The sequence below is a fragment of the Gottfriedia luciferensis genome (assembly GCF_002156865.1).
In the GTDB taxonomy this organism is placed as follows: Bacteria; Bacillota; Bacilli; order Bacillales; family Bacillaceae_G; genus Gottfriedia; species Gottfriedia luciferensis.
Genome location: NZ_NCTA01000032.1, coordinates 1 through 12635, shown reverse-complemented (window position 1 = coordinate 12635; position 12635 = coordinate 1). Strand labels below are relative to the sequence as shown.

The following is a 12635-nucleotide window of genomic DNA, read 5'->3' as shown; positions in this document are numbered from 1 at the left end:
TTATTGTGGTTCCCGCTGTTAGATATATTGAATTAAGTCATGGGGGTGGGGTATTTAAAAGGGTCAGTTTTCATTGAGAGCTCAAATTAGCGACTTTTTTATAGATTATTAGCAGTTTTTAAGCCATTTTTTATTGGATTTTGAAAGAATTGGAGCATAATTGTTATTTTCCTTTTGTTAGAATCGACATTGTCCTGTTATTTTGCCATAATACCTTAACTAGTATGGGTAACTTTTTATTTTATTTGCGATTCTATGAGTTTTAATCGCGTTTTTCTAATTTTATTTGCTATTTTGACAATTTTATTTGCGATTCTCGGATTTTATTTGCAATTAGCTGTTCATTTGCAACTTTTTCTCAATTATTTGCAGTGTTACATCTATTATTTGCGGTTCTTTATGACTTATTTGCAGCTCAGACAGTTCTTCCCCACTACTCTTCACTTATTTGCAGTTCTTAACGACTTACTTGCAGCACTGACAGTTCTTCTCCACCACTCTTCTCTTATTTGCAACTCTTAACAACTTATTTGCAGCTCTGAAAGCACTTCCCCACCACTATTCTCTTATTTGCAACTCTTAACAACTTATTTGCAGCTCTGAAAGCACTTCCCCACCACTATTCAAGTTCTTCAACTACCAAAAAAAAAGAATGCCCCAAAATTATTGGGACACCCTCTTCAAAAAATCTTATGCTTCCATTACTAAATCGTAAACTAATGTTGGTTCTTCTACTTTTTCAGAAGAAATGATAATATTTGCTAGTAAATCTTTTTCTACTTCACTGATATCTTCAGTGTTTGAATAAACAGTTACTAATGAATCACCTTTTTTAACTGCTTCTCCAACTTTTTTGTTTAGCATTAATCCTACTGCTAAATCAATTACAGATTCTTTAGTCGCACGACCAGCACCTAATTTCATTGCAGCTGTACCGACTGCATCAGCAACGATTTGTGATACATAACCGTCTGTTTGTGCAACTACTTCTTTTACGTACTTAGCTTGAGGCATTTTTGATGGGTCATCAACAATTGAACCATCTCCACCTTGTGCAACTAAAAATGCTTTAAATACTTCTAAAGCTTTTCCGTTTTTCATATTTTCAACAAGCTTAGCTCTTGCTTCTTCTAAAGTTTCAGCTTTTTTAGCTAATACAACCATCTGACTTCCTAAAACTAAACATAATTCTTCTAGATCTTTTGGACCTTCACCTTTTAATGTATCAATTGCTTCTTTTACTTCTAGAGCATTACCAATCGCAAATCCTAGAGGTTGGCTCATATCTGAAATAACTGCAACAGTTTGTCTTCCAACGTTATTACCGATTTTAACCATTGCTTTTGCTAAATCACGAGCATCGTCAATATCCTTCATAAATGCACCAGCACCAGTTTTAACATCTAAAACGATTGCATCTGCTCCAGCTGCAATTTTTTTACTCATAATTGAGCTTGAAATTAAAGGAATTGAATTAACAGTTGCTGTTACATCACGTAAAGCATATAATTTTTTATCCGCAGGTGTTAAATCACCAGTTTGACCAATAACTGCTAACTTAATATCGTTTACTTGTTTCATAAATTCTTCTTCTGTTAATTCAACATGGAAACCAGTTACTGCTTCTAATTTATCAATTGTTCCACCCGTATGTCCTAAACCACGTCCACTCATTTTCGCAACTGGAATATCTAATGATGCAACTAATGGGCCTAATACAAGTGTTGTTGTATCACCTACACCGCCAGTTGAATGTTTATCAACTTTGATCCCTTCAATATTTGAAAGGTCGATTGTATCACCAGAGTGTACCATTGCCATCGTTAAATCACTATATTCTTTCTCGGTCATCCCTTTTAAAAATACTGCCATAGCAAATGCACTCATTTGATAGTCAGGTACACTTCCGTCAGTGAAGCCGTTGATAACAAAATTAATTTCTTCTGTTGTTAATGTTTTTCCGTCACGTTTTTTTTCAATTAAGTCTACCATTCTCATTTCCAATGCAACTCCTCTATATTGATTAGTATCGATATGACTTTTTTAATGAAAAGGGACTTCTACACAATGTAGAAGTCTTTTCATTTTTTCTTAACCTATTTTTCGAATAATTTCTTTAACTAATGATAAGAATTGAGTTCTTACTCTTTGAGTTGTTTCGATTACTTCCTCATGGTTAAGAGGTTGATCTAATATACCTGCTGCCATGTTTGAAATACATGAAATACCTAGTACTCTTAATTCTGCATGGCGTGCAACAATTACTTCTGAAACAGTTGACATTCCTACTGCATCTGCACCCAAAGTTCTAAACATACGAATTTCAGCTGGTGTTTCGTAAGATGGTCCTGTTAATGCAGCATATACACCCTCTTTAATGTTTATATTTTCTTCTTTCGCTGCATTTTTTGCAATTTCTCTTAATTCACGGTCATATGGATAAGACATATCAACAAAACGAACACCTAGTTCTGGATTATTTGGACCAATAAGTGGACTAGTACCAGTAAAATTAATATGATCTGTTATTAACATTAAATCACCAGGTTCAAACGAAGTATTAACTCCACCTGCCGCGTTTGTAACAATTAATTTTTCAACGCCTAATTCTTTCATGATTCGGACAGGGAATGTAACTTTTTCCATGCTATAACCTTCATAGAAGTGTACTCTTCCTTGCATTGCAACTACTTCAATTCCGTGAATCGTTCCAAAAACTAGTTGCCCTTCATGACCTTCTACTGTTGAAGTAGGGTATTCAGGAATTGTATGATAAGGTATTTTTTCCTGGTTTTCAATTTCATCCACCAGAACTCCTAATCCAGATCCTAAAATCAATCCAATTTTAGGCTTTCGATCAACTTTTTCTTTTATAAAACTTGCTGCTTTATCAATATGTTCTTTATTCATACATTTTTCCACCTTATCTCAATTTTTCTAAAAAACTTGATCCATGTGATGGCATTTTAACTTCAAAGTTTTCTGCAATAGTTGCTCCTACATCAGCAAATGTTTTCGGAATTTCGATTTCTTTTCCTTCTGAAAACTTCTTACTATAAACAAGTAAAGGTACAAATTCTCTAGTATGATCAGTACCATGGAATGTAGGATCATTTCCATGATCTGCTGTAATCATTAATAAGTCATCTTCTTTTAATAATTCAAATACTTCTGGAAGTCTAGCATCAAATTCTTCAAGTGCTTTTCCATACCCTAATGGATCACGACGATGACCGTAAACTGCATCAAAGTCAACTAAGTTTAAAAAGCTTAAACCAGTGAAATCCATTTTTAATGTATCTACTAATTTATCCATACCATCCATATTTGAAACAGTTCTTAACGCTTTTGTAATTCCTTCACCATCAAAGATATCTGCAATTTTCCCAATTGAAATGACATCATAATTCGAATCTTGTAATTCATTCATAACTGTACGTCCAAATGGTTTTAAAGCATAATCGTGGCGATTAGGAGTACGTTTAAAGTTTCCAGGTTCTCCGACGAATGGTCTTGCGATAATACGACCAATCATATACGGATCATCTAATGTTAATTTACGTGCAATTTCACAGTAACGGTATAACTCTTCTAATGGAATAACATCTTCGTGAGCAGCAATTTGTAAAACTGAATCAGCTGAAGTGTAAACGATTAAATCGCCTGTTTTCATATGCTGTTCGCCCAACTCTACTAATATTTCCGTTCCAGAAGCAGGTTTATTTCCAATTATTTTTCGTCCAAATTGACTTTCTAATTCATCAATTAATTCTTTAGGAAAACCATCGGCAAAAACTTTAAATGGTTTATCAATATGTAATCCCATCATTTCCCAATGACCAGTCATTGTATCTTTTCCTACAGATGACTCTTCCATTTTTGTGTAATAAGCCAGTGGCTTATCTGCTTTTGGAATCCCTTTCAATTCTCTGATGTTGCTTAATCCTAAATTCGCCATATTAGGCATATGTAATCCATTCATTTCTTCTGCAATGTGACCTAGTGTATCTGAACCAACATCATTAAATTTTTCTGCATCTGGTGCTTCCCCAATCCCAACAGAATCCATAACAACGAGGAACACGCGTTTATATTCTTTACTCATCTGTTTTCCTCCTAACTTATCTATACAAACTGAAACTTAAGTGCAGAGTCAGATGTCTGACAACTAAAGTATACTTTTTGTCCTAATTCTTTTCAAGAATTATATTTTCCAATTTGTGTCTATTGATACTATTTTTCACCAGAATATTGATAAAATGTCATAAATAATTCATAAATTAAGGCTCAGCCTATTAGATAAGCTGAGCCTTAATCACATAATTATGCAGGTTGATTTTCTGAAGCTGTTACTTGATGTTTTTGTGCTTTTCTTTTCGCAACAATCATACCAGCAGCAACTACAATCACAGTCATAACAATTTTAAACCCGATTGCAATTGTTTGATTTTTAAATACTTCACCAATCATATGATCATGAGTAATCATACCTGAAGCTGTCCATGCAAGGATCGCTGAACCAATCGTAGTAATAATCGGGTATTTGTTCATCACTTTCATTAAAAACGAGCTTCCACCAACGATAATTGGAATCGAAATTAGAATACCAATGACAATCGCAAGTAAATTACCATGTGCAACACCTGCTAGAGCTAATACATTATCTAAACTCATTAATGCATCTGCGATAATGATTGTTTTAACTGCGCCCCATAAAGAAGCACCACTTTTAACGTCACCATGACCTGAATCATCAACAATTAATTTAAATGCAATCCATAATAACATTAAACCACCGATTGCATAAATTAATGGGATATTTAACAAATAAACGATAACTGCTGCAAATACAACTCGAAGTCCGATTGCACCAGCAGTACCAAATAAAACTGCTTTTTTCTTTTGATCATCTGGTAAGTTTTTTGCTGCTAAAGCGATTAAGATTGCATTGTCACCACTTAATAACAGGTCGATAAAAATTACGTTTAATAGTACGCCAATACTCATTCCAAATATTTCCATGTCTCTTCCCCCTTAAAAACTACTACTTTATTAAACAACCTGTACCCGCGACTACAAAATAAAAAGACCTTTGCCAATAGTTGTAGTTCTACGGCAAAGGTCTTGCTGAGCATACAAAAGTATGCCAACAAAGCCGATGAGAATGGGCTTCTCATGAATTGACGACTTTGTTTCAGGATCTCTCCTGACGCTACTCCCCTTTGGAAGTATTCGATTGTTTTATAACATAATATTATTCCAACTAGTCCAATATGTCAACAAATCTTAACTAAATTTTAATTTATCATCGAAAATAATTTATTTAACTCTTAACATACTTAATTATAGTTTTAATAACTTTATTCTTCAATGTAAATTATTTACTGCTTTGTTAATATTTTTGGACCTTGACTTGTGATTGCAAGTGTATGCTCGTATTGCGCTGATTTTTTTCCGTCTCTCGTTCTTGCAGTCCAACCATTACTATCCATTGTAGAATGCCACGTTCCTAAATTAATCATCGGTTCGATTGTAATGACCATTCCTTCACGAAGTCTTAATCCTTTTCCAGCCATTCCAAAATGAGGAACATATGGCTCTTCATGAAGTGTCGGTCCGATCCCATGACCCGTAAAATCTCTTACAACAGAATAACCTAATGATTCAGCATAAGATTGAATTGCAAAACCAATATCTCCTAAACGATTTCCTACTAACGCTTGCTCAATGCCTTTATATAAGCATTCTTCTGTTACCTTTAATAAATCTTTATCTTCCTTAGAAATATTTCCTACACCGTATGTCCATGCTGAATCAGCTAAAGCACCATTTAAATTTACAACCATATCGATTGTTACAATATCTCCATCTTTTAATGGTTTTTTTCGAGGAAATCCGTGGCAAATCTCGTCATTTATTGATGCACATGTTGCATATTCATAGCCACGATATCCTTTTTGCTCTGGTTTCGCTCCATTTTCAGCTAAAAACTTTTCTACAAATTGATCGATTTCCCAAGTAGTAATCCCAGGATTTATCATTTTTGCTATTTCTTTATGTGTTGCAGCTAACACTTTACCCGCTTCATTCATTAAATTTATTTCACGTTCTGTTTTGATTGTAATCATTTAATCCATCCTCTCAACTTGCCTAAACCATTTATGATTAATTTAATATATTATTCATTTATTTGCCAACATTACTTAAATTTCACAAGAAAAAAGAGCTTATATGATTAAGCTCTCGGCTTGAAGACATAAATCAGATTTAAACCGAAATACGTTTCTCTTAATAGGTACTTATCCTGATGGAACAAGCAAGCAAAGCAACAAATCCAAGAGCATGTTAGACAGTCTTAGACTAGGCTCTTGGATGAAACTCTTTATAAACATCCTTCAATCTATTTTTTGTAACATGTGTATAAATTTGAGTTGTAGAAATATCTGCATGACCTAACATTTCTTGTACCGATCTAAGGTCAGCACCATTTTCTAATAAATGCGTTGCAAATGAATGACGTAATGTATGAGGTGTTAATTCATGCTGAATATTTGCTTTCTCAGCTTGTTTTTTTAAATTTTTCCAAAAGCCTTGTCTAGACATTCGATTTCCATGATGATTTAAAAAGAATGCATCATTCTGTTTTTTTCCAGACAATTCTTTTCGTGCTAATCTTAAATAGTTCTCAATTGACGCAATTGCGAGCTTACCTAAAGGAATAATTCTTTCTTTACTTCCTTTTCCTAAGCATCTAACAAAACCCATTGTCAAATTAACATCTGCTAAGTTCAATGATAAAAGCTCAGACACTCGCATTCCAGTAGCGTATAACAATTCCAACATTGCTTTATCTCTTAATCCAAATGTAGATTGATCTGGCACCTCTAATAGGGCCTCTACCTCCTGAAGAGATAAAACCTTTGGAAGTACTTTTGGGGCTTTCGGAATTTCGATTAAAAGAGAAGGATCGTCCTTCATCCCATCAACTTCTCGAATCAAAAATTGATGAAATGATCGAATCGTTGCTAATTGACGTGCCATCGTTCGAGCTGTTAAATCTCTCTCTTTTAAATATTTTAAATAACCAATTATATGTATTCTCGTAATATTCGAAAGGTTTTCAACGGTTTCAACCTTGTCCAAATATTTCCCATAACTTTCTAAGTCCTTACCGTATGATAGAATTGTATTTTTAGATAAACCTTTTTCAACTTGGATAAAATGGATGAAATCCTCAGCTGCATAATCAAACTCTTTTTTAAAAGGCGTTTTATCAGTTGTTGTCACATTACATTACTCCCCGTTTTGATAAAACCGTACCAATTGATTAAAAGCTCCATCTTTTTGATGATTGTCCACCTTTAACATTGAGCCCTCTGGTCGGTCATATCGATGCATATCTTCATATTCTGAATGAATCCATTGAATAGCAAAATAAAATAAAATCGTACACGCAATAAATAAAATTGCTACTTTTAGTACATTAAATATCATGCTAGCTCTTTTTTTCATATGACCACCACCTTTTTGCTCGAAGTAAAGACATCATTACTACATACTATGCAAAATTGGGACAAATCATACTTCAATTCATGTACAAGTTTCGTACTCAAATCTTCTATTAAATAAGATTATGTATTTCCAATGAATTCTACGTTCTTTATTATGATTTTTAAAACTCTAAGAACATGAAAAAGAGCAGACTCTCTTTTAGGAACTGCTCTGCATTTTTAGAATTAAAAATAAAATGATTTTAATGAATTAAAATCATTTTATTACTCTTCGTTTTGATCATGGCGATGACATACACCATGAAATGATAATCGATGATCTTTAATTTTAAAATTCCAACGTTCTTCAACTGTCTTTTCAATTTCACTTAATAGATTTTCATGAATTTCATCAACTGCTCCGCATACAGTACAAATTAAATGATGGTGAAAATGTTGAGCTCCTTCATGTCTTAAATCGTATCTTGAAACTCCATCACCAAAATTTATTTTATCAACAATTGTTAACTCAGTTAGTAATTCTAACGTACGATAAACAGTAGCAAGTCCAATTTCCGGCGATTTTTCTTTCACAAGGAGGTAAACATCTTCTGCACTTAGGTGATCTTCTTCGTTCTCTAATAAAACACGAACAGTGGATTCCCGTTGTGGTGTTAATTTATATCCTGCTAAATGTAGTTGTTTTTTTATTCGTTCAACTCGTTCTTCCATTCTTTTCACTCCCTCGCCACTTGATAATAATTATAACAAAGAAAGAGAAAGTGTCAAAAATTATTTGTTAATTTTTTGAAACAATTATTTCTGAAATAACTTTAAGAAAGTACGATGAACCATATGCCTCAATTATACTTGCGATACTTAAGCAAACTGCAACGCATCCGAAAACGATAGAATATGAAACTAGTTGTTTCATGATCGGTTCATTATCGTTTTTCATAAACTGTTTTCGAATCATTCTAATTGAAAGCTGAACAGCTAAAACTGTTAATAGAATATATAATGGTAAAACGATCACATTTTGTGGAAATACAGATGAAAACGCCAATAATATCCCATGCCATCCTAATTGGTTTACTAAGAAACCAACTGTAAAGCCAACTACTAATCCCTTCATAAATAATAAGATTAGGATGATTGGTAATCCAATAATTGATATACCTAAAATCCAGATTAATGCTAAGAACTTCAAATGTGAAGAATAACTAGATAAGAATACTTCATTTCCATTAATATAGTCTCCATTATTAACTTGTCCAAAAAAATGAGTAATAAAGGAAAGAACATCCTGCTTTTGACTCACATTCATACTGTTTACTATGACCGCTCCAAAAACTACACCAAATAGTAAGATCACACTAACAAAAATATAGAGTGACAAATAATCTTTAACATGTTTTTTCATCGTTAATTGGACTGAGCTCCTAGTCATGTTATCATCTCCTGCACTATATTCTCTCTTCATTTTATGAGTGGACAAGTAATTTATTCTTTTAATTTATAAAAGTTCGAAAATTACTAATAAAATTTAAACTAATGACTAATTCGTTCGATAATAAAGTTAGAAAAATACTTTCTATTCAACGGAGGAATTTACGAATGTTTAAATTTAAAAAAAAAGCTCCTCGATTAGGTCTCACTACGAATAAAATTGACTCGATTAAAGTCGTAATGAATCTTTCTCCTAATTATTTGGATCAGTTCGAAATGATTAATCTGACAAAGGAAGACATAGCCATTAAAGGGCAATTTTATGTAAGTGAAGTCTCTAAATATGAAGATGAGATTATTATGAATATATTAAAACAGGTCGGTTCACGATTGAATTCTTTTTATGAAGTATTTAATTATATTGGGGATACACATGCAGTAATCAAAAAACAAATGTCACTCCACTTTACAACTAAATATGACAGCGAATATATTACGAGTATAAAAAGGATTGCAGCTTTTCATTCCTCATTTAAGCCTGAGTATTACATTGCAACTTTTCAATGTTTTATTGAGGAATATATTCGAATTGCAAACATGGAAATTGAAGATGAGTCTGAACGTATGAAAGTTATTACAGCGATTATGAAATCTTTAAATATCGAGCAACAATTATTTTCACAATTTGTAAAAGAAAATATTATTGAAGAAAATGAAGCTCATCATAAATACGAAGAAGAACTAAAAGCACAAATTCAAGAAATTGCAGAAGAGCTTGTCGCTTTAACACAGCAAACAAACGCTGCTGTTGAGATGCTTGTTGAACAAAGTAATCATGTTAAAACACAAGTAAATGAATCAAGTAATCAAGTTCTTAAAACGCAGGAAATTGCCGGCATTGGTACGAATCAGGTAAAAGAACTGACACAAAGTATTAGTATCATTTCTGCAAATACTGAAAAAGTGATTGAAATGGTTCAACATTTAAATAGCTCTTATTCTGATATAGCTGATGTTATTAAAATTGTCCAAAGTATTGCTGACCAAACAAATTTATTATCATTAAATTCTGCTATTGAAGCAGCACGTGCAGGAGAACATGGAAAAGGCTTTGCAGTTGTTGCATTAGAGGTAAGAAAGCTAGCAGAACAAACTAAAAATTCAATTTCTAAAATTGAGGAAATTATCGAGGTTTCAAATACTTATCTAACTAATGTAGTTACTTCTATTCATGATGTTTCCGGAATTGTGAATGATGGTCGAAATCATGCTGAATTGACACAGGTTTCTTTTCATACGATTGTTGATGAAATGAGTAAGAGCATTACAGGTGTTAGTAGAACTGAAAAAGAAATCAATCATCTAGCAGAAACAATTAATGAAATCGGACAAGCTACAAGTCGAGTAACTTCATCTGCCGAAAGTTTAATGAATGTTGCTAATAAATCACTAGTTTTAAACTAATCATACAAAAAGCTGTTAAAGTTTAATGAACGATAACAGCTTTTTATTTATTCATTTAATCGTTCAACTTCTTTTTTAATCAATTCACTTATTGAATTGGCTGTCTCTTTATTATTTCCGTATATTGTTGAATGAGTAAACCCTTCTAGCGTTTCATGTTTACCTTGATTTGATGTCGTACAATACTCTTTATGATACTTTTCTACTTTATGTAGTAATTCTTTATTTTTTTTAGTGCTAAATGTTAAGCCACTCTGTTTAGAGGCGGTTAAAACTAGTAAAGGTAGATCAATCTTCTCTTTTAATGCATCTTTTATCCGATCATTACTATAATTTAAGTTTTTCCACTCACTTACAACTGTCTTCCAATGTTTAAAGCTTTTTATTGAACGAATAATTTCAGTTTGGTTTGATTTGTCAGCTTTTACGAACTTACGAACGATTTTATTTGGTATCAATTTCGTAAGATTTACTTGATTTGCCCTCTTCATTAGTACAGCAAATTGATATAATAATTTATCATACAATTTTTGCTCATGCTCCTCTAATGTCGGATGCGTTGGATCAAGCAAAATGATTGATTGAAGCGCATTCGGAAAAAGACGTGATAGCTGGAATACAATATAAGCTCCTAGAGAATGTCCTACAGCAATTATTGGACTCTTAATTTTTAAAGCTAATAACATATCGTAACATTCAAATGCTTGCTGCTCAGTTGATCTTTCTGTTGTCCATGCCCCACTCTTCCCGTAACCTAAACGATCATATGCAATTACTTTCGCATATTTACTTAATTCTTCCTGTAAATACTTCCACTGATGAAGTGTATGCATCATACCGCATTCTAATAAAACGGTAACTTTCCCATCCCCTTTTATTTGAACATGATATGTGCCAAGCTCACCATTTACATACATAAAGCCACCTCTAATAAGGTTTTTTATTCACTTGTTGAATTGTTTTGATTTAAACCCTATGGATATTATATCCAAGGAACGTTGAAGTAATCAATGTAAATACTTTCAATCTATGTTCTCTTTTACAGATTCTCAAAAAAGTATAAAAAAAGAGATACCTATTTAAAATATCTCTCTAAAGTGCTACAGATTATTCAATTAATATGTTTTTGTATATGCTTGAGTACTACTATTTGTTTTATAAGTTGTAGTCACTTTCTTGTTATAGTCAGTATATGTAAGATTATTATTATAATCCTCTACATACTTACTAGTTACTCTAAAGTTGTCATATGTCCATTCTGTATGGTCATAGTCTCCATTTTCATCATAAATATCATTCCCGTGCTCGTCATAGTCATAATCAACATCATAACTTTCAGTGTCAAACTCTTTTTGAGTTGTAACATAGATAACATTACCTTTGCTATCATGTGTTTGAATTGGTACTATAATACCTTTACTATTTTCATGGTAGATAATTTCACCTGCAGGGATTGTAGCATATACAGATTTACTAGTCATCGTTCCTGTAGTATCGTTTAAATATCTTGTAGCACGTTCGATTACAGAACTACTGATTTCATCGTCCACTTTGTAATAGTTCGAGCCAGTTTCTGAACCATCGTACTCGTATGTTTGTTTCGTAACTTTATTCCAAGTGGTGGTAGAAGTACTTGCCACTTTACTAGAAGGTATATAAGCCGTAGCAGATTTATTTTGTTTAACCCACTTTGTACCTACTTTTTTATATGTAACATACTTGATTGACCCTTTATACCATTTGCTATTAATCTTAGTCAGCGCAGTTCCCTTCGGAGCGTATACGTTCACTTTCTTGCCTACACTATTAATAGCAGTTAAGTTGTAGTTTGTTGAAGCATGACTTGTTGTAGTTCCTACTAATAAAGCACCAGTTAAAACTGCGCCCACTGTTAACGTTTTGAATAGGTTTTTCACTATGATTCCTCCAAGATGTATAAGTTATATTACTTTTAAATATTAATCTATTAATTTGACGATGTGCAATTGTTTTTTTAGCGCTACCTTTCTAATGCTTTACTTTTTAAGTATGTTACCCAATCAGAATCTACTTGTTCTTGATTGATATAGTGAAAGCATAAAGCCCATTATTCTTTTAATTTGATAACCAGTCTCCATGAACAAGCGAAAGATAATAATATAAACTGTTTTTTCGTTTGCCATTTCTTCTATTTCATTAATAATGGACTGTTGTCCTTTCCTTTCTCCTGCCTTTCCTTGTTCCTGCTCTTAA

General features: G+C 32.7%; 12 protein-coding genes. 1 reads left to right on the top strand and 11 read right to left on the bottom strand.

The features are described 5' to 3' along the window. Window positions 1-690: 690 nt before the first annotated feature. The 9 genes from B7R67_RS16935 to spoIIM all read right to left on the bottom strand — a co-directional run bounded on the left by B7R67_RS16935 (window position 691) and on the right by spoIIM (window position 8940). A complete protein-coding gene (locus B7R67_RS16935; protein ID WP_088072171.1) occupies window positions 691-1998 on the bottom strand; it encodes a pyrimidine-nucleoside phosphorylase in 1308 nt (435 codons plus the stop codon). A gap of 93 nt (window positions 1999-2091) precedes the next feature. Further along, window positions 2092-2910, bottom strand: coding sequence for a purine-nucleoside phosphorylase (locus B7R67_RS16930; protein ID WP_088072170.1), 819 nt, complete (start codon window positions 2908-2910; stop codon window positions 2092-2094). A gap of 13 nt (window positions 2911-2923) precedes the next feature. Further along, window positions 2924-4105 (bottom strand): phosphopentomutase, encoded by a 1182-nt coding sequence (deoB, locus tag B7R67_RS16925; RefSeq protein WP_088072169.1) that lies wholly within the window; start codon window positions 4103-4105, stop codon window positions 2924-2926. A 218-nt stretch (window positions 4106-4323) separates the two neighbouring features. Then, window positions 4324-5022: a TerC family protein gene (locus B7R67_RS16920; RefSeq protein ID WP_088072168.1), complete on the bottom strand. Its 699-nt coding sequence runs from the start codon at window positions 5020-5022 to the stop codon at window positions 4324-4326. 359 nt (window positions 5023-5381) lie between these two features. Beyond that, window positions 5382-6128, bottom strand: coding sequence for a type I methionyl aminopeptidase (gene map / locus B7R67_RS16915; protein WP_088072167.1), 747 nt, complete (start codon window positions 6126-6128; stop codon window positions 5382-5384). A 232-nt stretch (window positions 6129-6360) separates the two neighbouring features. Beyond that, window positions 6361-7287 carry a site-specific tyrosine recombinase XerD gene (gene xerD / locus B7R67_RS16910; RefSeq protein WP_088072166.1) on the bottom strand — a complete coding sequence of 309 codons (927 nt, stop codon included), beginning with the start codon at window positions 7285-7287 and terminating at the stop codon, window positions 6361-6363. 6 nt (window positions 7288-7293) lie between these two features. Further along, entirely contained in the window at window positions 7294-7512 is a 219-nt protein-coding gene (locus B7R67_RS16905; protein WP_088072165.1) for a YqzK family protein, read from the bottom strand. A gap of 263 nt (window positions 7513-7775) precedes the next feature. Further along, complete coding sequence (fur, locus tag B7R67_RS16900) at window positions 7776-8222, bottom strand: ferric iron uptake transcriptional regulator (protein ID WP_088072164.1); 447 nt, start codon at window positions 8220-8222, stop codon at window positions 7776-7778. A gap of 67 nt (window positions 8223-8289) precedes the next feature. Beyond that, a complete protein-coding gene (gene spoIIM, locus B7R67_RS16895) occupies window positions 8290-8940 on the bottom strand; it encodes a stage II sporulation protein M (protein ID WP_088072163.1) in 651 nt (216 codons plus the stop codon). A 167-nt stretch (window positions 8941-9107) separates the two neighbouring features. Here spoIIM and B7R67_RS21935 point away from each other — a divergent pair, with 167 nt between their 5' ends. Continuing rightward, a complete protein-coding gene (locus tag B7R67_RS21935) occupies window positions 9108-10403 on the top strand; it encodes a methyl-accepting chemotaxis protein (RefSeq protein WP_208615668.1) in 1296 nt (431 codons plus the stop codon). A 47-nt stretch (window positions 10404-10450) separates the two neighbouring features. Here B7R67_RS21935 and B7R67_RS16885 read toward each other — a convergent pair whose 3' ends face one another. Then, a complete protein-coding gene (locus tag B7R67_RS16885) occupies window positions 10451-11320 on the bottom strand; it encodes an alpha/beta fold hydrolase (RefSeq protein ID WP_088072161.1) in 870 nt (289 codons plus the stop codon). A 198-nt stretch (window positions 11321-11518) separates the two neighbouring features. Next, complete coding sequence (locus B7R67_RS16880; RefSeq protein WP_088072160.1) at window positions 11519-12319, bottom strand: hypothetical protein; 801 nt, start codon at window positions 12317-12319, stop codon at window positions 11519-11521. Between the last annotated feature and the right edge of the window lie 316 nt (window positions 12320-12635).

Excerpts from the sequence above, each read along its gene's own strand:
- B7R67_RS16885 (WP_088072161.1), bottom strand. The coding sequence starts at position 11,320 with ATGTATGTAAATGGTGAGCTTGGCACATATCATGTTCAAATAAAAGGG.
- B7R67_RS21935 (WP_208615668.1), top strand. The coding sequence starts at position 9,108 with ATGTTTAAATTTAAAAAAAAAGCTCCTCGATTAGGTCTCACTACGAAT.
- B7R67_RS16920 (WP_088072168.1), bottom strand. The coding sequence starts at position 5,022 with ATGGAAATATTTGGAATGAGTATTGGCGTACTATTAAACGTAATTTTT.
- B7R67_RS16905 (WP_088072165.1), bottom strand. The coding sequence starts at position 7,512 with ATGAAAAAAAGAGCTAGCATGATATTTAATGTACTAAAAGTAGCAATT.
- spoIIM (WP_088072163.1), bottom strand. The coding sequence starts at position 8,940 with ATGACTAGGAGCTCAGTCCAATTAACGATGAAAAAACATGTTAAAGAT.
- deoB (WP_088072169.1), bottom strand. The coding sequence starts at position 4,105 with ATGAGTAAAGAATATAAACGCGTGTTCCTCGTTGTTATGGATTCTGTT.
- map (WP_088072167.1), bottom strand. The coding sequence starts at position 6,128 with ATGATTACAATCAAAACAGAACGTGAAATAAATTTAATGAATGAAGCG.
- B7R67_RS16935 (WP_088072171.1), bottom strand. The coding sequence starts at position 1,998 with ATGAGAATGGTAGACTTAATTGAAAAAAAACGTGACGGAAAAACATTA.
- B7R67_RS16930 (WP_088072170.1), bottom strand. The coding sequence starts at position 2,910 with ATGAATAAAGAACATATTGATAAAGCAGCAAGTTTTATAAAAGAAAAA.
- fur (WP_088072164.1), bottom strand. The coding sequence starts at position 8,222 with ATGGAAGAACGAGTTGAACGAATAAAAAAACAACTACATTTAGCAGGA.